We start from the raw sequence: 16,574 nt of genomic DNA, 5'->3' as shown, positions 1-16,574 counted from the left end.
CAGAATGCGCTATCTCACCCTCCTCGCTTCGCTGATGTGCATGGCGCTGTCGGTCAGTGCCGCCAAGGCTGACCGCCGCGTCGCCTTCGTCGTCGGCAACGGCTCCTACAAGAACGTCGCGCAATTGCCGAACCCGCCGATCGACGCCAAGGCGATGGCAGCCACGCTGCGCAATGTCGGCTTCGAGGTCATCGAGGGCTCCAATCTCAGCCGCGACCAGATGACCGAGAAGCTGCTCGATTTCGGCCGCAAGGCGCAGGGCTCCGACATCGCGCTGTTCTATTATGCGGGCCACGGCATCGCCGTCGGCGGTACCAACTACCTGCTGCCCGTCGATGCCGACATCAAGACGGAGATGGACGTCAAGCTGGGCGCGGCCATCAACATCGACCTGACGCTCGAACAGACCATGGGTGATGCCAAGGTCAAGCTCGTCTTCCTCGATGCCTGCCGCGACAATCCGTTCGCCGCCAAGATCAAGTCGAACTCGGCGACCCGCAGCGTCAACGTGCAGAGCGGCCTTGCAGAGATGAAGTCCGGTGAAGGCACGCTGATCGCCTTCGCCACCGGTCCCGGCCAGACCGCGCTCGACGGCCAGGAGGGCAACAACAGCCCATTCACCCGTGCGCTGATCGACAACATCACGAGGCCCGGCGTCGAGATCCAACAGGCGATGACGTCTGTGCGCGCCCAGGTGAATGAAGAGACCCACAAGGGCCAGCTGCCCTGGGGCCATACCAACCTGATCGGCGCCGTTTATCTCAACCAGGCTCCGACGACCCAGGTCGCCAATGCGGCGCCGACCGCGGCCGGCATCGTGCCGGCGGCGGCCGGGGATGGTGTCGAGCTCGAATACTGGCGCTCGGTCAAGGAGTCCAACAAGCCCGAGGAGCTCAACGCCTACCTCACCGCCTACCCGAACGGCCAGTTCAAAGCGCTGGCGCTGGCGCGCCTCGCGGCGATCAAGAGCGGCGCCTCGACCGCGACCCGCACGCTCAACGCGGGCGTCGATCCCGCAACCTTCACGGATGAGGCCAGCCAAGTCACCGAGGACCAGATCGGCCTCGACAAGACCAAGCGCCGCGACGTGCAGCGTCGACTGACGGCGCTAGGGTTCGACACCAAGCAGACCGGCGTATTCAACGACGAGACGCGGTCCGTGCTCAAGCGCTGGCAGACCGCGCGGGGCTATCCCTCGTCGGGTTATCTCAACAAGAACCAGCACAAGGCCCTGCTCGCGGAGATGGTCGCTGCCCCGGCGACCGCGACCGACGCCAGCCAGAAGCCGGCCCGCCGCGCCAGCGCTCCGCCTCCCAGCAGCGCGCCGGCGCCGCAACAACGCAGCAGCCCCGGCGACGCCGCCGGCGCGGCCTTCGTCGGCGGTGTCGTCGGCGGAATGATGGGCGGCATGTTCCGCCGCTGAGGCAAAGCCATCGGCAACGCAAAAGCCCGGCTCACGCCGGGCTTTTCTATTTGCGACGGCGCTGCCGCGCACTCGTCATTGCGCTCGCCATGACGGAGCTGCCTACTTCCCCGCAGCTTTCCGTAGCGCCTCGTTGATGCGGTCCTGCCAGCCGGGACCGCCCTCCTGGAAGAACTCCAGCACGTCCTGATCGATGCGCAGGGTGACCTGCTCCTTGATGCCGGGAACGGCGTTCGGTTTGGGCGGCACCGGGGCGACCTTCGCCGTCACCTTCTTGAACGCCGCCTCGGCTTCCGTCCTGGCATCGCCCAGCGTACGCGGCCGTCTCGGTTGATCCGCCATGGCCTAGATTCCCTCGAACAACGCCGTGGAAAGATACCGCTCGGAGAACGACGGTACGATCGCCAGGATGGTTTTGCCGGCAGCTTCCGGCCGCCTGCCGATCTCGAGCGCGGCCGCAATCGCCGCGCCCGAGGAGATGCCGCCCGGAATGCCTTCATGCCGGGCCAGCGCGCGCGAGGTCTCAATCGCCGTCGTCGAGCTGACCTTCACGATCTCGTCGATCACGGCACGGTCGAGGATGTCAGGGATGAAGCCGGCACCGATGCCCTGGATCTTGTGCGGGGTATGCTGCCCCCCCGACAGCACCGGGCTCTCTTCCGGTTCGACCGCAACCACACGCAGCGAGGCCTTGCGTGGCTTGAGCACTTGGCCGACGCCGGTGATGGTGCCGCCGGTGCCGACGCCGGCCACGAAGAAATCAATGTTGCCGCCAGTGTCGTTCCAGATCTCCTCTGCGGTGGTACGGCGGTGCACCTCGGGATTGGCGAGGTTCTTGAACTGCTGTGGCATCACCGCGTTCGGGGTCGTCTTCACCAGTTCCTCGGCGGCGGCGATCGCGCCCTTCATGCCTTGCGCCGCTGGCGTCAGCACCAGTTCGGCGCCGAGAAAAGCCAGCATCTTGCGTCGTTCGATCGACATCGACTCCGGCATCACCAGCTTGAGCCGGTAGCCGCGGGAAGCCGCGACGAAGGCGAGCGCAATACCGGTATTGCCGGAGGTCGGCTCGATCAGCACGGTGTCGGGCTTGACGATGCCCGCCTTCTCCATCGCGATGATCATGGCCGCGCCGATGCGGTCCTTCACGCTCGCTGCAGGATTGAAATATTCCAGTTTTGCCAAAATGGTCGCATTTGCGCCGTGCATGCCGGGCAGCCGGCGCAAGCGCACGATGGGCGTGTTGCCGAAGGCGTCGACGATCGAGTCATAGATCCGGCCCCGGCCGGCTTGGTGCGCTGCACCCGTGGTGGACGATGCGTCCATGATGAACTCCCTGCGGCGACGATCTGCAGTTCTGTCGCGATCATTGCGCAGTTACAGACAGCTTGCGGCGACACGCAAGCGACAATGCGACACATGTTAAATACGCTGCATCGCAAAATCGCGTGAGCGGAAAAAAACAGAAAACCTACGCATTTGTGTTGCGACCTCGTCAACCGCTTCTGCTTATGTTAGGCTTAAGTCTCAAGCAGAGAGGTCACCACGATGTCAGCAATTGCTGAAGTGTTGTCGACCGTCGCGCCGAACCGCGATCCTCGTTGCAGCGAGCTGCCGACCTGTCCTGTCTGCGCCGACTCCATGGTCGCCGCCGAAGCATCCGCCTACATCTCGGATCACGTGATCAGCTATCTCTGGACCTGCGACAATTGCGGCTATGGCTTCGTAACCAAGCACGCCCTGAAGCAACGCTTCACCTGCAACTGATCTAGATTTGCAACTGATCTAGCGCGGGGCGATGTCGCCCCTCGCCCAGTCCTCGCGCGTGCGCTGATAGAACTCATCGAATTTTCCCTGCGCGATCGCACCTCTGATGCCCTGCATCAGGAACTGGTAGTAAGCGATATTGATCTCGGACAGCAGCATCGCGCCGAGCGTCTCGCCCGCCTTGACGAGATGGTGCAGATAGGCGCGCGCGTAGTTGCGCGCCGCAGGCCATGAGCTCCCTTCGTCGAGCGGACGCGGATCGTCGGCATGGCGCGCATTGCGCAAATTCACCTGGCCGAAGCGCGTGAAAGCCACGCCGTGCCGGCCATTGCGCGTCGGCATCACGCAATCAAACATGTCGATGCCGCGCTTCACGGCTTCGAGAATGTCGTCAGGCGTGCCGACGCCCATCAGGTAGCGCGGGCGCTCTCGCGGCAGCAATGGTGCGGTCTCGTCGATCATCGCCAGCATCACCGCCTGCGGTTCGCCAACCGCAAGACCGCCGATCGCATAGCCATGGAAGCCGATCGCAACGAGACCTTCGGCGCTCGCATGACGCAGTTGGGGAATGTCGCCGCCCTGCACGATACCGAACAGCATGTAGCCGTCGGGGGCGCTCTCGAAGGCGCGCTTGCTTCTCTCGGCCCAGCGCAGCGACAATTGCATCGCGCGCTCGATGTCGGCGCGCTCGGCCGGTAGCCGCACGCATTCGTCCATCTGCATGGCAATGTCCGAGCCGAGCAAACGCTGCACCTCGATCGAGCGCTCCGGCGACAGCTCAACCTTGGCACCATCGATATGCGAGCGGAAGGTGACGGCGTTCTCGCTGACCTTGCGTAAATCCGCCAGCGACATCACCTGGAAGCCGCCGGAATCCGTCAGCATCGGTCCGTTCCAGCCGGTGAACCGCTGCAAGCCGCCGAGCGCGGCGATCCGCTCGGCGCTCGGACGCAGCATCAGATGATAGGTGTTGCCGAGCACGATGTCGGCACCGGCATCGCGCACCTCGCGCCAGTGCATCCCCTTCATGGCACCGGCGGTGCCGACCGGCATGAAGGCCGGCGTCCGCACCACGCCATGCGGCGTATTCAGCCGCCCGGTTCGCGCGGCGCCATCGGCGGCGAGCACTTCAAAGTGATTGGGAAGATCATTGTCGGGATTCATGGCCGTGCTTATTGCGTGTCGGAGCAGGCCGATCAACCCGCCAGACCGGGCTCCGGCCGACTTCTGCTCCAGACTGCGACACCAACCAGTCCGAGGATAGGTGGCGTCCATCCTTGCTAAATAAAACGATACAGTGTAGTTTTATCCTTAGGGCTGGACGAGACGCCGCGGCGAATTTGCCGGCGGCAGTAAATGCATGATCGCCAGCCACCGACAATGCCCACCCCTTCATATTCGACCGACGCATCCGTCTCCTCGTGTGACCGGATCGGGCAGACAATCGTCCGCCTGATCGGATCGCTGGTCCTGATGTGCAGCCTGGCGCTCGGCGCCTGCACCTCCCTGCCGCGTACGCCCTATACGGCCTCCGAAGCCGGCACATCGCGCGTGCTCGATATCGAGGGCCTCCGGCGCTACGCGGACGATCCCGTCACGAAATTCAGCTTCGAGAAGGACAGCAGCATCGCGACCAAGACCTATCTGGCGCTATCCGGCGGCGGTGCTGACGGCGCCTACGGCGTCGGCGTGCTCAACGGCTGGACCGCGGCCAGAAACCGCCCCACCTTCTCGGTCGTCTCGGGTGTGAGCACCGGCGGCCTGATCGCGCCCTTCGCCTTCCTCGGCTCGCAATATGACGGCACGCTGAAGGAGGTCTACACCAGTGGCATCGCCGAGAGCCTCTTGAACGATCCCAGCATCGTGCGCGTGCTGTTCGGATCCGGCCTGTTCGGCAACACCCGCCTGCGCGAGCTGGTCGCGCGCTATGTCGGACCCGAGATCATGGCCCAGGTCGCGCGCGAACATGCCAAGGGCCGGACCTTGCTGGTTGTGACGACCGACCTCGATACCCAGCGCACCGTGATCTGGGACATGGGCAAGATCGCCGCGGTCGGAACGCCCGAAGCCCTGAAGCTGTTTCGCGACGTGATGGCGGCCTCGGCCAGCATTCCCCTGGTGTTTCCGCCGATCATGATCGACGCTGAAGGCCAGGGCCGCAAATTTCAGGAGATGCATGTCGACGGCGGCGTGACGGCCCCGGTGCTGACATTGCCGGAGGCCCTGCTGTTCCAGAGCGGACGCCTGCCCGGCAGTGCGAAGATGGACATCTACATCCTCGTCAACAAGAAGATCGAACGCAACTTCGAGCTCGTCTCCAATGGCACCATCGACGTTGCCTCACGCAGCCTGTCGGCAATCACCCAGTCGCAGACGCGCTCGATCATCCTCTCGACTTACGATTTCGCCAAGCGCAACCGACTGGGCTTCCATCTCTCCTACATCGCGCGCGATTACCCCGCCCCGCCCTCGGAAGGGTTCGATACCACCTATATGCGGGCGCTGTATCAGTACGGATACGAGAAGGCCGCATCCGGCCAGGCCTGGACCTCGACACTTCCGTGAACCGGCGCGAAGGAACGAGGCCGGATCGAGACCGTTGACGATGCGGCCATTTCGGCCAGATTCGCGATGACGCCCCGGCTGCTGCGCGTTATAGAGCTAAAGACGACTGTCAGAAACGCGCAGGAATCATTGGGCATGGGATTGACTGCGACCAGGACAAGATCGGCAGCGCCACGGCGCGAGATGCCTAAATCCCGCGGCGGCCGGCCGACGAAAACTGCTGCGATCGAGCGCGACCAGCGGCTGATCGAGGTCGCCACCCGGCTTTTCCTGGATCGGGGTTTCGAGGCGACTTCGCTCGACGCGGTCGCGGAAGCGGCCCGGGTGAGCAAGCCCACGGTCTATTCGCGCTATGGCGACAAGCGCGGGCTGTTCGCGGCCGTGCTGAGGCGGGAAATCGCGCGCTGGCTCGCGCCGCTGTCGGCCGCGGCAGAGACCCAGCTGAGCAGCGCCGCGGACATCCCGGTCGAGCAGCAACTGGTCGAGATCGGACGCGAGATGCTGACCTTCACCTGCGGCCCCGATGCCGTCGCCTTCAGCCGCATGATGACGGCACAGGCCATCAACTTCCCCGACGTCGCCAAGCTCGGCAAGGAGGAAGGCTGGCTCAAGGCCGTCGCCACCACGGCGCGCTTCTTCGATCTTCTGGTGGCGCAAGGTGCGCTCGATGTCGAAGACACCACCATCGCAGCCGAGGTGTTCCTCGACGTCGTCGTCGGTCACACCCACCGCATGGCGACGTTCGGAACGGCGCTGGAGCTGAAGGCCGCGGAAAAGCGCATGCGCGCGGCGATCAAGCTGTTCCTGGCGGGCGCTCTGGGGCCTGCCGACCGCGTCCAGAACGCTGCCAAAGTCGCGCCGCGGCGCCGCTCCTCGCGCTGACAATTCCGTGAGGTTGCGGTCTTTCCCCACGAGGGACGGCGCAGAGTCATCGACCAAAATAAAACGATACGGTATGGTTTAATTGTAGTTGGTACGGCCGCTTTTTCACCAGCCCCAAAGAGGTCCGGACCGCTTCGATCGTCACGGCAGGTGCAGCCCGCCGCGGCGCTCCGCGGCCGGCCTTTGCCCAAGGCCGGCCGCGAATTCTTTACGATCATCCGGCACACTCGCAGGCCGAAGGTTTCGAGCATGACGGCAGCCAGACGATGGACCTTACAACTGCTTGCGATCGCCTTGCCTGCGCTGCTCCTCGCCGCACCGGCGCAGGCGGTCGTGAGCGCGGACACGCCGACCGCGCTCCACAACGACACAGATGGTGATGCCGAAGCAGACCGCCAGGCAGTCGGCCGCGAAATCGAACGCTTCCGCAGCTCATCGATCACGATCAGTCAGGCCATGGCGATCGCCGAAGCCCGCCATGCCGGCGCCACCACCGCCGATGTGAGTTTCGACGGCGCTTCGGACGTGCCGGTCTACCGAGTGAAGACCCTGCACAACGACCGGATCTGGCGCCACACCATCAATGCCGCGACCGGCGAGCTCGTCGGTGGCGAGGCCGCCCTGCCCCTCAGCGAGCTCGACCACGAGGACCGCAGCAACCTCGCAGCGCTCGGTGCGATCAGGCACCGCCTTGCCGATGCCGTGCGCGTCGCCGAGCGCGCAGCCTCGGGCAAGGCCATCAGCGGTGGCCTCGTGCGCGAACGTGGCCGGCTCAGTTTTGCGATCGTCGTGATCAGCGGCGACGACCTCAAGGAGGTCATCCTGGAGCCGCCGGGCGCTCGGGCCAGATAGTGGCAGGTTCTCCCCCGGTGCCGACCGGGGCGAAAAGCCATTGACGGCCGCAAGACTCTCCCCCATAAGTCGCCGCCATGTTCTCGACCACCAAACGCACGACCAAAACCACCACGGCCTCAGGGGCCCGGGGAGGCGTGCGCGCGTAGTCGTCGACGAAAACGCATCAGCTCTACCGAAGCCCCGCCCTCGATGGTCCGGGGCTTTTTTGTTGTCTGGATTTCAAAAGCAATGGAGGACAAAGTGAGTAACGATCCCGTCGTCGCGATTGTCGGCGTCACCGGTGCGGTGGGCGCCGAATTCATCGCCACCATGGACAAGCGCGGCTTTCGCATCAGTAAGCTCAAGGCGCTCGCCAGCGCGCGCTCGGCCGGCAAGACGGTGTCATTCCGCGGCCAGAACGTCGTCATCGAGGAACTGACCGAGCGCGCCTTCGAGGGCGTCGACATTGCCCTGTTCTCCGCCGGCGGCAGCATCTCCAGGAAGTTCGCGCCGATCGCGGTCAAGGCCGGAGCGGTCGTGGTCGACAACTCCTCCGCCTTCCGCATGGACCCGAACGTGCCGCTGGTGATTCCCGAGATCAACGCCAGCCGCATCCGCGACCACAAGGGCATCATCGCCAATCCCAACTGCGCGGCGATCACCGCGCTGGTGCCGCTGTGGCCGATCCACCAGAAGAACCGCATCAAGCGCGTCATCATCTCGACCTATCAAGCCGCGTCCGGCGCCGGCGCAGCGGCGATGGAGGAGCTGGTCGAATCCACCCGCGCCAATCTCAACGGGCAGGTCTATACGCCCAGGGTGATGCCGCATCCCTACGCCTTCAACCTCTTCAACCACAACACGGCGATCGACCCTGACACCGGCTACAACGACGAGGAGACCAAGGTCATCAAGGAAACCCGCAAGATCTTCGAGGACGACAGCATCGCGGTCGGCGTCACCTGCGTCCGCGTGCCGGTGCTCCGCGCCCATTGCGAGGCCATCACCTTCGAGTGCGAGAGGCCGATTACCGAGGACCAAGTCCGCGCCATCATGGCGCAGGCACGGGGCGTGAAGGTCGTGGACGATCGCGCCAGGAACTACTTCCCGATGCCGATCGACGCCTCGGGCCAGGACGACGTGCTGGTCGGCCGCATCCGCAAGGACCTCAGCGATCCCTCGGGTCATTCAATCTCGATGTTCGTCGCGGCCGATCAACTGCTCAAGGGCGCGGCGCTGAACGCGGTGCAGATCGCGGAGCTCCTGCCGCAGCGGGTGATGGCATAACGCGCAAAATCTCGACCCGTCATCCCCGCGCAATGGCGAAGCCATTGTCGCTGGAGGTGCGAGCCGTGCAGCGCAAGGCGCTGCACGGGAGCCTTCGAAGGATGCACGGCCGAGATGTCGCAGCGGGGCGTCGCTCTTCGAGGCTCGCCGAAGAGGCGAGCACCTCAGGGTGACCGTGATAGATTTGCTCTACGCCCGAAACAGCAGGCATGCATCGCCGTACGAATAGAACCGGTATCCGCTCGCGATCGCATGCGCGTAGGCCTGCTTCATCGTCTCGAGCCCCGCGAAGGCCGAGACCAGCATGAACAGCGTCGACTTCGGTAGATGAAAATTGGTCATCAGGACATCGACCGCGCGGAAGCGATAGCCGGGCGTGATGAAGATCGAGGTCTCCGCTGCGAAGGGCCGGATCGTGCCGTCCTCGCTCGCTGCGCTCTCCAGCAGCCGCAATGACGTCGTGCCGACCGCAACGATGCGGCCGCCGTTCTTTCGCGCCGCGTTGAGCCGCTCCGCCGTTTCGGACGAGATCGTGCCCCACTCAGCGTGCATCTTGTGGCCTTCGGTGTCGTCGACCTTGACCGGCAGGAACGTCCCTGCCCCCACATGCAGCGTGATGCGGTTGAGGCCGACTTCGCGCGCGCGCAGCGCCTGCTCCAGCGCGGGCGTGAAATGCAGGCCTGCGGTCGGGGCCGCGACCGCACCTTCGGTCGCCGCGAACATGGTCTGGTAGTCCGCAAAATCCTGATCGTCGGGCTTGCGCTTCGCGGCGATGTAGGGCGGCAGCGGCGGGCTGCCGAGGTCGGCGATCGCCTGGTCGAGCGCCGGGCCGTGGAACGAGAACGACAGCGTCACCTCGCCCTCGCTGCCTTTGGCCTCGACCTCGGCATCGAGATGGCCGAGCAGGCAGACCTTGCCCTCATTGCCAAAGCGGATGCGGTCACCGGCCGTGAGCTTCTTCGCCGGCTTCACCAGCGCCTGCCAGCGCGAGCCGTCGAGCCGCTTGATCAGCGTCGCCTCGATCTTCGGCTCGGTCTCGCGGCCGATGCGGCGCCCCTTCAGTTGCGCCGCGATCACCTTGGTATCGTTGACGACGAGCTGGTCGCCGGGCTTCAGCCATTGCGGCAGGTCGGAAATGACCTGATCGCGCAGCGCGCCGTTCTCGACGACCAGCATCTTCGCGGAGTCGCGCGGGCTCGCCGGACGCAACGCGATGCGCTCGGGCGGCAGGTCGAAATCGAAGAGATCGGTGCGCATGTTTCACTAGCACCGTCATTCCGGACGCCGCGCCTCAAGCGCGGCGATCCGGAATCCCGAGATTGTGGCACGAGATTCCGGGTTCGCGCCCAGGCGCGCCCCGGAATGACAGGTGACTATTCCTTGTCGGCCGCCATGCGCGCCTTGACGATCTTGTCCGGATTCATCACGGGCTCGCCGCGCTTGATCTTGTCGACGTTCTCCATGCCCTCGGTAACTTTGCCCCAGACCGTATACTGGTTGTCGAGGAAGCGGGCGTCGTCGAAGCAGATGAAGAACTGGCTGTCGCCGGAATCGGGGTTGGCGGCGCGGGCCATCGAGGCGGTGCCGCGCACATGCGGCTCCTTGTTGAACTCGGCCTTCAGCTTCTTGCCGGAGCCGCCGGTGCCGGTGCCGTGCGGGCAGCCGGTCTGCGCCATGAAGCCCTCGATCACGCGGTGGAACACGATGCCGTCATAGAAGCCCTCGCGCACGAGCTCCTTGATGCGCGCGACGTGGCCGGGCGCGAGATCTGGCCGCATCTCGATGGTGACGGGGCCCTGCGTGGTCTCGAGGATCAGGGTGTTTTCGGTGACGCTCATGCTCGTCTCTCTTGTGTTGGGGGTGAAGTCTTCCGGTTGCGGAACTGGATCGCAAATGGACGTCCCGCGGCGGCGCCGGCCATTGCATCGGTAAATGGCATCGGCGTGCAGCGTTGCAACGCCTCCATCACCGCGATCCGGTATTGCAGCCGGTCATTGTCGGAAGCCTCCGAGGATTCATAGGTAATCCTCGGATGGCCCAGGATGTTTCCAGCCCGGTTAAAGCTCACCACGACGGTGATGTCGAGGGGGCGAGCCTTGGCCGGCGACGGCGGTCTCCAGCAGGTGCTCAGGTGCCGGAAGATGTCCTGGATGGTGTTGACCGGCGCGTCCTGCGCGGCCGTGCTGGAGACGCCGAGCAGCAGCATCGCAGCAACCAGCAGGAGCTTGCCACCGCGGCGCGCCATGGCCGCTGCTATTTGATGTCGGAGGCGACCTGAACCTTCACCATCTTGTCGGGATCGGTGACGCTGCCGCCGGGCGAGCCCGCGGGCGCCTTCTTCAGCTTGTCGACGACGTCCATGCCCTGCACGACCTCGCCGATCACCGTGTACTGGCCGTCCAGGCTGCCGCCATCGGCGAACATGATGAAGAACTGCGAGTTGGCGCTGTCGACACTGTCGCCGCGGCGGGCCATGCCGACGATGCCGCGGGCGAAATGCACCTTGGAGAATTCCTGCTTCAGGTTCGGGTATTTCGAGCCGCCGGTGCCGTTGAAGTTCTGGCCATCGCCCGTCTGCGCCATAAAGCCGTCCATCACGCGGTGAAACGGCACGTTGTTGTAGAAGCCCTCGCGCGCGAGCTGCTTGATGCGCTCGGCATGTTGCGGCGCGATGTCAGTTCTGAGCTTGATGACGATGCGGCCCTTGGTGCTGTCGATGACGATGGCGTTGGCCTTGTCGAGATTTGCCGGCAATTGCTGCGCCACCGCCGGCACCGCGAACAGAAGCGCGGCAAGAACTGCGAGAATTCGGATCATGACAACTCCGGTCAGGATGAGAAAGGAAGCGGGCCGTTATCCGGCGAATTTGGCCTTGAGCTGTGCCGCGACCTGCGGCGGGACAAAGGCCGAGACATCCCCGCCCATGCCCGCGATCTGGCGCACCAAAGTGGCGGTGATCGGGCGGACCATGGGAGAGGCGGGCAGGAAGACGGTATGCACCTCCGGCGCCATCGCCTCGTTCATGCCGGCGAGCTGCATCTCGTAATCGAGGTCGGTGCCGTCGCGCAGGCCCCGGATCATGATCGTCGCGCCGTGCTTGCGCGCCGAGGTGACCGACAGATCGTCGAAGGTCACGGCCTCGAGCACACAGCCGGCCTGGGCTGCCACGGGCCCGCAAACGTCATGGAGCATCTTCAGCCGCTCCTCGGTGGAGAACAGCGGCTTCTTGCCCGGGTGCACCCCGATCGCGACCACGAGCCTGTCGCACAGCGAAGCGCCGTGCCGGACCACGTCCAGGTGGCCGTTGGTGATGGGATCGAAGGAACCGGGATAGAAGGCAATACGCGGCATGGCTTCCTCCTACCGCGCCCGGCCCGGCCCGGCAAGCCGGACGGGTTCCTTGCCCGCTTCCTGGTACGTCACCCGGAAATGTCTCGCCGGACGTGTCGGTCATGGCTGGTTTGTTTCGTCCCCGGGCAGCCACGAAACAAAACGGAGCGAGAACGAAACCATTTCCCGCATCGGCGAAGACGTCCGGAAACTGGCCATGGTTACTCATCCGGTCAACGAATGACGGGCCGCACACCGCGCGTGAGCGGCCGCATCACAGGGGACCGTCAATGATCAAGACCCTTTCAGCGATCGCACTCTCTGCATGTGTTGCCGCAGCCCTCACTCTCCTGCCCGGCTTTGCCCCCACCGTAGAAGCCAGCGTGCCGCAGCCGTTGGCCAAGAGCGACCGGCTCGACATCCGCAACATCGGAAAGGACTGCTCGCAGCAGGCTTGGCCGAACTTCGAGGCCTCCTGCCTGCGCACCGCCGGCACGAAGACCAATGTCCGTGAGGCGCGCCTGGTCACCGCCGACCGCACCCCGTAGCCGCGGCCTGACGATTTCGTGCCAGCTAGGCGGTTCGTAGCCCGGATCGAGCGCAGCGCATTCGGCGCTACGTGCCTGAACGTTACTCCCCGTTCGTCCCGTTGCCGCTCTCGGCCTCTTCCGTGATGTGCTCGACCGACACCACGTGCTCGTCCTCGGCGGTGTCGAACACGATCACGCCTTGCGTCGAGCGGCCGGCAATGCGGATGCCCTCGACGGGGCAGCGGATCAGCTGGCCCTTGTCGGTCACCAGCATGATCTGGTCGGCGTCCTCTACCGGGAACGACGCCACGAGGTTGCCGTTGCGGTTATTGACGCTCATGGCGACGATGCCTTTGCCGCCGCGGCCCGTCGTCCGGTACTCGTAGGACGAGGTCCGCTTGCCGTAACCGTTGACGGAGACGGTCAGCACGACCTGCTCCTGCGCCGACATCTCGGCATAGCGCTCCTGCGACAGCTGGAAGCTCCCGGAGGTCTCCTCGGCCTCGGCATCGGCCGGAGCCTCTTCCGCCGCGGCTTCGCCGGCCACCGCTCGGCGCATCTTCAGGTACGCCGAGCGCTCGTCGGACGCGGTCTCGACATGGCGCAGGATCGCCAGCGAGATCACCTTGTCGCCCTCGGCAAGCGCGATGCCACGCACGCCCATCGAGGTGCGTCCGGTGAACACGCGCACGTCGGTGACGGGGAAGCGGATGCACTGGCCGCCGGCAGCCGTCAGCAGCACGTCGTCGCGCTCGGTGCAGATCTGCACGTCGACGATTGCTTCGGTGTCGTCGAGCTTCATCGCGATGATGCCGGAGCGGCGGACATCGACGAAGTCGGACAGCTTGTTGCGCCGGACGTTGCCGCCGGTGGTGGCGAACATCACGTCGAGCTCGCCCCAGGTCGATTCGTCCTCCGGCAGCGGCATGATGGTGGTGATGCGCTCGCCCTGCTCGAGAGGGAGGATGTTGATCAGCGCCTTGCCGCGCGCGTTCGGCGCGGCCATCGGCAGCCGCCAGACCTTCTCCTTGTAGACCTGGCCGCGCGAGGAGAAGAACAGCACCGGAGTATGGGTCGAGGCGACAAAGAGCCGGCTGACGAAATCCTCGTCGCGGGTCTGCATGCCGGAGCGGCCCTTGCCGCCGCGGCGCTGCGCCCGGTAGGCCGACAGCGGCACGCGCTTGACGTAACCGGCGTGCGAAACGGTGACGACCATGTCCTCGCGCTGGATCAGGTCCTCGTCCTCGACCTCGCCTTCCTGCTCCATGATCACGGTGCGGCGCGGTGTGGCGAACTCCGCCTTCACCTCGGCAAGCTCGGTCTTGATGATATCAAGCACGCGCTCGCGCGAGCGCAGGATGTCGAGATAATCGGCGATCTCACCGGCGAGCTTGTCGAGTTCGTCGCGGATTTCGTCACGGCCGAGTGCGGTCAGGCGCTGAAGACGCAGATCGAGAATAGCCCTCGCTTGTTCCATCGACAGCCGGATCGTGCCACCCTCACTCATGCGGTGACGCGGATCGTCGATCAGCGTCAGCATGTCCTCGACGTCTCGAGCCGGCCAGTCGCGCGACATCAGAGTGTCACGGGCGGTGGTCGGGTCGGGCGAGCTCCGGATGACGCGGATCATCTCGTCGATATTGGCGACCGCGATCGCGAGACCGACCAGGATATGCGCCCGATCGCGCGCCTTGGCGAGCAGGTACTTGGTGCGCCGCGTGACGACTCGCTCACGGAAGTCGACGAAGATCGTCAGCAGCTCCTTCAGATGCATGATCCGCGGACGGCCGCTGTCGAGCGCCACCATGTTGACGCCGAAGCTCGTCTGCAGCGGCGTGAATCTGTACAGCTGGTTCAGCACCACATCCGGCACGGCGTCGCGCTTCAACTCGACGACGACGCGGTAGCCTTCGCGGTCGGATTCATCGCGCAGATCGCCGATGCCCTCGATCTTCTTTTCCTTCACCAGCTCGGCGATGCGCTCGACCATCGTCGCCTTGTTCACCTGGTACGGAATCTCGGTGATGATGAGCGCCTCGCGCTCCTTGCGGATGGTCTCGATCGCGACCTTGCCGCGCATGACGACCGAGCCGCGGCCGAGGTGATAGGCGGCGCGGATGCCCGCGCGGCCGAGAATGACGCCGCCGGTCGGGAAGTCAGGTCCCGGCACGATGTTGATGAGTTCGTCGATGGTGAGCGCAGGGTTGTCGATCAGAGCGACGCAGGCGTCGATGACCTCGCCGAGGTTGTGCGGCGGGATGTTGGTCGCCATGCCGACCGCGATGCCGCCCGCGCCGTTGACCAGAAGGTTCGGGAACTTTGCCGGCAAGACCGACGGCTCGGTCTCGTTGTTGTCGTAGTTCGGCTGGAAGTCGACGGTGTCCTTGTCGATGTCGGCCAGCAGAGCCAACGCCGCCTTCGTCAGGCGCGCTTCGGTGTAACGATAGGCGGCCGCCGGATCGCCGTCGACCGAGCCGAAATTGCCCTGGCCGTCGATCAGCGGCACGCGCATCGAGAAGTCCTGCGCCATGCGAACCATGGCGTCGTAGATCGATTGGTCGCCGTGCGGGTGATATTTACCGATGACGTCGCCGACCACGCGAGCGGACTTGACGTACTTCTTGTCGGGTGTGTGCCCCTGCTCGTTCATCGAGTACAGGATGCGGCGGTGCACCGGCTTCAGACCGTCGCGCGCATCGGGCAGCGCCCGCGCCACGATCACACTCATGGCATAATCGAGATAGGACTTCTTCATCTCCTCGAAGATGGAGACGGGGCGAATGTCTGTGGGATGCGCCGGCTGGTCGCCGGGCTTGTTGTCGTCGTCAGCCAAGGGGAAATCCGGTGAGGTTTATCTAGGAATCATATAGCGTATCGAGGGTCGGATAACTACCCTCGCGGGGTGTCGAGAAGCGCTTTTTCCGCTTATTCTTCCAGATACTTACGGCTCCGGGCAACGCATCTCCGATACCCTGGAATGGCTTCGTGAAACCACGTCGAGCACTTCGAAAACCGCGCTGCCCGGCGCGCACCCCAGCCCGTTCGCAGCGGTCAAGAGCTGCGGTGCGCCATCGCCTCAATGCCGGACGAGTCTAAATTCAAGCCGAACATGAAGCGGGCCCGGAAAACCCGAGCCCGTCCCGTCGACTAGGCAGAATTGCTGACATGACACGCCAAGCTCCGTTCGCTCGGCGCGTCTTCGTAGCGCGATCCGCGTCTTCAGAACGGGATATCGTCGTCCATGTCGCTGTTGCGGCCGCCGCCGGCGGCAACGGGACGGCGCGGCGCGCTGCTGACGGGACCGGAGGAGCCGAAATCGCCGCCCGGCTCGTCGCCGAAGCTGCCGCCTCCCCCGCCGCCGCCGCGGCCGTCGAGCATTGTCAGCGTCGAGTTGAAGCCCTGGAGCACGACCTCGGTCGAGTACTTCTCGACGCCGCTCTGGTCGGTCCATTTGCGGGTCTGCAGGGCGCCCTCAATGTAAACCTTCGCGCCCTTCTTCAGGTACTGTTCGGCAACCTTGCAGAGCCCTTCATTGAAGATCACGACACGATGCCACTCGGTCTTTTCCTTGCGCTCGCCGGTCGCCTTGTCACGCCATGTCTCCGAGGTGGCGATGCTCAAATTCGCGATCGGTCGCCCGTCCTGGGTGCGGCGGATTTCAGGATCCTTGCCGAGATTTCCAACCAGAATGACCTTGTTGACGCTTCCCGCCATCGCCGCTCTCCACTCCGAATGCCACTAGATTTCAAAAGGGCGAATCCCGCTGCCCGCGTTCCTCCGCGCCCTGTTGAGGCGACCCTATACGCTTGCGGGCACCGATCAGCCCGCCGCCCCCCAGGTTATCCCCACATATAGCATTCCGCTCGGCTCCGTTCCAGATTTGTTCTTCGCGCCGAAACCACAGGGACGGCAGCTGGCCACACGGCGGCTGAAAAGGGAACCTGGACGGAACTTTCTCG

18 protein-coding genes are annotated in these 16,574 nt (G+C 64.7%); 8 read left to right on the top strand and 10 right to left on the bottom strand.

Annotation, left to right across the window (positions count from 1 at the left end):
• Nucleotides 1-4 precede the first annotated feature (4 nt).
• Nucleotides 5-1,423 carry a caspase family protein gene (locus EHH60_RS04460; protein ID WP_124158234.1) on the top strand — a complete coding sequence of 473 codons (1,419 nt, stop codon included), beginning with the start codon at nucleotides 5-7 and terminating at the stop codon, nucleotides 1,421-1,423.
• 102 nt (nucleotides 1,424-1,525) lie between these two features.
• Here the strand turns inward: EHH60_RS04460 and EHH60_RS04455 are convergent, their stop codons facing one another.
• Both EHH60_RS04455 and cysK read right to left on the bottom strand, forming a co-directional pair.
• Entirely contained in the window at nucleotides 1,526-1,765 is a 240-nt protein-coding gene (locus tag EHH60_RS04455) for a BrnA antitoxin family protein (protein ID WP_124158233.1), read from the bottom strand.
• 3 nt (nucleotides 1,766-1,768) lie between these two features.
• Nucleotides 1,769-2,746: a cysteine synthase A gene (cysK, locus tag EHH60_RS04450; protein ID WP_124158232.1), complete on the bottom strand. Its 978-nt coding sequence runs from the start codon at nucleotides 2,744-2,746 to the stop codon at nucleotides 1,769-1,771.
• A gap of 222 nt (nucleotides 2,747-2,968) precedes the next feature.
• On the opposite strand from cysK, the gene EHH60_RS04445 reads away from it, so the two are divergent.
• Complete coding sequence (locus EHH60_RS04445; RefSeq protein WP_124158231.1) at nucleotides 2,969-3,187, top strand: hypothetical protein; 219 nt, start codon at nucleotides 2,969-2,971, stop codon at nucleotides 3,185-3,187.
• Nucleotides 3,188-3,205: 18 nt separating this feature from the next.
• On the opposite strand, the gene tgt is transcribed toward EHH60_RS04445, so the two are convergent.
• A complete protein-coding gene (tgt, locus tag EHH60_RS04440; protein WP_124158230.1) occupies nucleotides 3,206-4,351 on the bottom strand; it encodes a tRNA guanosine(34) transglycosylase Tgt in 1,146 nt (381 codons plus the stop codon).
• A gap of 216 nt (nucleotides 4,352-4,567) precedes the next feature.
• Between tgt and EHH60_RS04435 the strand changes: the two genes are divergently transcribed.
• From EHH60_RS04435 to EHH60_RS04420, 4 genes are all read left to right on the top strand, one after another.
• Nucleotides 4,568-5,752 (top strand): patatin-like phospholipase family protein, encoded by a 1,185-nt coding sequence (locus EHH60_RS04435; protein WP_245454383.1) that lies wholly within the window; start codon nucleotides 4,568-4,570, stop codon nucleotides 5,750-5,752.
• A gap of 135 nt (nucleotides 5,753-5,887) precedes the next feature.
• Nucleotides 5,888-6,634 carry a TetR/AcrR family transcriptional regulator gene (locus EHH60_RS04430; RefSeq protein ID WP_124158228.1) on the top strand — a complete coding sequence of 249 codons (747 nt, stop codon included), beginning with the start codon at nucleotides 5,888-5,890 and terminating at the stop codon, nucleotides 6,632-6,634.
• Nucleotides 6,635-6,883: 249 nt separating this feature from the next.
• Nucleotides 6,884-7,486 (top strand): PepSY domain-containing protein, encoded by a 603-nt coding sequence (locus tag EHH60_RS04425; protein WP_199751301.1) that lies wholly within the window; start codon nucleotides 6,884-6,886, stop codon nucleotides 7,484-7,486.
• A 231-nt stretch (nucleotides 7,487-7,717) separates the two neighbouring features.
• A complete protein-coding gene (locus tag EHH60_RS04420) occupies nucleotides 7,718-8,755 on the top strand; it encodes an aspartate-semialdehyde dehydrogenase (RefSeq protein WP_124158226.1) in 1,038 nt (345 codons plus the stop codon).
• A gap of 189 nt (nucleotides 8,756-8,944) precedes the next feature.
• Here EHH60_RS04420 and queA read toward each other — a convergent pair whose 3' ends face one another.
• From queA to coaD, 5 genes are all read right to left on the bottom strand, one after another.
• Nucleotides 8,945-10,012, bottom strand: coding sequence for a tRNA preQ1(34) S-adenosylmethionine ribosyltransferase-isomerase QueA (gene queA / locus EHH60_RS04415; RefSeq protein WP_124158225.1), 1,068 nt, complete (start codon nucleotides 10,010-10,012; stop codon nucleotides 8,945-8,947).
• A 116-nt stretch (nucleotides 10,013-10,128) separates the two neighbouring features.
• Nucleotides 10,129-10,593, bottom strand: coding sequence for a peptidylprolyl isomerase (locus EHH60_RS04410; RefSeq protein WP_028180549.1), 465 nt, complete (start codon nucleotides 10,591-10,593; stop codon nucleotides 10,129-10,131).
• On the bottom strand, nucleotides 10,590-11,000 hold the full coding sequence (locus EHH60_RS04405; protein ID WP_124158224.1) for a UCP034077 family protein: 411 nt from the start codon (nucleotides 10,998-11,000) through the stop codon (nucleotides 10,590-10,592). Before EHH60_RS04405 ends, EHH60_RS04410 begins: the two co-directional genes overlap by 4 nt.
• Nucleotides 11,001-11,008: 8 nt before the next feature.
• Nucleotides 11,009-11,572: a peptidylprolyl isomerase gene (locus EHH60_RS04400; protein WP_124158223.1), complete on the bottom strand. Its 564-nt coding sequence runs from the start codon at nucleotides 11,570-11,572 to the stop codon at nucleotides 11,009-11,011.
• Nucleotides 11,573-11,608: 36 nt separating this feature from the next.
• A complete protein-coding gene (coaD, locus tag EHH60_RS04395) occupies nucleotides 11,609-12,106 on the bottom strand; it encodes a pantetheine-phosphate adenylyltransferase (protein WP_124158222.1) in 498 nt (165 codons plus the stop codon).
• On the opposite strand from coaD, the gene EHH60_RS04390 reads away from it, so the two are divergent.
• Both EHH60_RS04390 and EHH60_RS04385 read left to right on the top strand, forming a co-directional pair.
• Nucleotides 12,105-12,329 (top strand): hypothetical protein, encoded by a 225-nt coding sequence (locus EHH60_RS04390; RefSeq protein WP_124158221.1) that lies wholly within the window; start codon nucleotides 12,105-12,107, stop codon nucleotides 12,327-12,329. The genes coaD and EHH60_RS04390 overlap by 2 nt on opposite strands.
• Nucleotides 12,330-12,375: 46 nt before the next feature.
• Complete coding sequence (locus tag EHH60_RS04385) at nucleotides 12,376-12,633, top strand: hypothetical protein (RefSeq protein WP_124158220.1); 258 nt, start codon at nucleotides 12,376-12,378, stop codon at nucleotides 12,631-12,633.
• An 82-nt stretch (nucleotides 12,634-12,715) separates the two neighbouring features.
• Here EHH60_RS04385 and gyrA read toward each other — a convergent pair whose 3' ends face one another.
• Nucleotides 12,716-15,448, bottom strand: coding sequence for a DNA gyrase subunit A (gene gyrA, locus EHH60_RS04380; protein WP_124158219.1), 2,733 nt, complete (start codon nucleotides 15,446-15,448; stop codon nucleotides 12,716-12,718).
• A gap of 386 nt (nucleotides 15,449-15,834) precedes the next feature.
• Nucleotides 15,835-16,329, bottom strand: coding sequence for a single-stranded DNA-binding protein (locus EHH60_RS04375; protein WP_061881761.1), 495 nt, complete (start codon nucleotides 16,327-16,329; stop codon nucleotides 15,835-15,837).
• Between the last annotated feature and the right edge of the window lie 245 nt (nucleotides 16,330-16,574).

It is taken from the genome of Bradyrhizobium sp. RP6 (genome assembly GCF_003837805.1).
GTDB lineage: Bacteria > Pseudomonadota > Alphaproteobacteria > Rhizobiales > Xanthobacteraceae > Bradyrhizobium.
The sequence above is the reverse complement of the archived record's forward strand: the minus strand, read 5'-3'. Positions and strand labels throughout refer to the sequence as shown.

Bases quoted from the DNA above. Each gene is read 5' to 3' on its own strand.
- queA (WP_124158225.1), bottom strand. From the start codon at position 10,012: ATGCGCACCGATCTCTTCGATTTCGACCTGCCGCCCGAGCGCATCGCG.
- EHH60_RS04420 (WP_124158226.1), top strand. From the start codon at position 7,718: ATGGAGGACAAAGTGAGTAACGATCCCGTCGTCGCGATTGTCGGCGTC.
- EHH60_RS04390 (WP_124158221.1), top strand. From the start codon at position 12,105: ATGGCTTCCTCCTACCGCGCCCGGCCCGGCCCGGCAAGCCGGACGGGT.
- EHH60_RS04385 (WP_124158220.1), top strand. From the start codon at position 12,376: ATGATCAAGACCCTTTCAGCGATCGCACTCTCTGCATGTGTTGCCGCA.
- EHH60_RS04435 (WP_245454383.1), top strand. From the start codon at position 4,568: ATGCCCACCCCTTCATATTCGACCGACGCATCCGTCTCCTCGTGTGAC.
- coaD (WP_124158222.1), bottom strand. From the start codon at position 12,106: ATGCCGCGTATTGCCTTCTATCCCGGTTCCTTCGATCCCATCACCAAC.
- EHH60_RS04405 (WP_124158224.1), bottom strand. From the start codon at position 11,000: ATGGCGCGCCGCGGTGGCAAGCTCCTGCTGGTTGCTGCGATGCTGCTG.
- EHH60_RS04445 (WP_124158231.1), top strand. From the start codon at position 2,969: ATGTCAGCAATTGCTGAAGTGTTGTCGACCGTCGCGCCGAACCGCGAT.
- EHH60_RS04410 (WP_028180549.1), bottom strand. From the start codon at position 10,593: ATGAGCGTCACCGAAAACACCCTGATCCTCGAGACCACGCAGGGCCCC.
- cysK (WP_124158232.1), bottom strand. From the start codon at position 2,746: ATGGACGCATCGTCCACCACGGGTGCAGCGCACCAAGCCGGCCGGGGC.
- EHH60_RS04455 (WP_124158233.1), bottom strand. From the start codon at position 1,765: ATGGCGGATCAACCGAGACGGCCGCGTACGCTGGGCGATGCCAGGACG.
- EHH60_RS04400 (WP_124158223.1), bottom strand. From the start codon at position 11,572: ATGATCCGAATTCTCGCAGTTCTTGCCGCGCTTCTGTTCGCGGTGCCG.
- EHH60_RS04430 (WP_124158228.1), top strand. From the start codon at position 5,888: ATGGGATTGACTGCGACCAGGACAAGATCGGCAGCGCCACGGCGCGAG.
- EHH60_RS04375 (WP_061881761.1), bottom strand. From the start codon at position 16,329: ATGGCGGGAAGCGTCAACAAGGTCATTCTGGTTGGAAATCTCGGCAAG.
- EHH60_RS04425 (WP_199751301.1), top strand. From the start codon at position 6,884: ATGACGGCAGCCAGACGATGGACCTTACAACTGCTTGCGATCGCCTTG.
- EHH60_RS04460 (WP_124158234.1), top strand. From the start codon at position 5: ATGCGCTATCTCACCCTCCTCGCTTCGCTGATGTGCATGGCGCTGTCG.
- tgt (WP_124158230.1), bottom strand. From the start codon at position 4,351: ATGAATCCCGACAATGATCTTCCCAATCACTTTGAAGTGCTCGCCGCC.